Annotated in this window: 1 pseudogene; it reads left to right on the forward strand. The window is 46.7% G+C overall.

The window, feature by feature from the left end:
• Positions 1-225, forward strand: a pseudogene (locus tag ABR854_RS26045) (hypothetical protein); the annotation flags it as partial.

Here is a 225-nt window from a genome sequence, read left to right on the forward strand (position 1 = left end):
CAGTGTAAGTACAGCAGGCACATACACAGCGACATGTATCAACAGTTGTGGCGAAAGCGGAGTGAGCAATGTAGTAGTTATCACAACAGGTAGCAGCCCAGCGGCTCCAGTAATTTCAACGAACAAGAACAGTTTGTGTAATGCAGAGACAGCAACATTGACAGCAACAGCTTGCAGTGGAAGCTTGAAATGGAGTACGAATGCCACAGGTAGCAGCATCAATGT

The sequence above is a fragment of the Emticicia sp. W12TSBA100-4 genome (assembly GCF_040253585.1).
In the GTDB taxonomy this organism is placed as follows: domain Bacteria; phylum Bacteroidota; class Bacteroidia; order Cytophagales; family Spirosomataceae; genus Emticicia.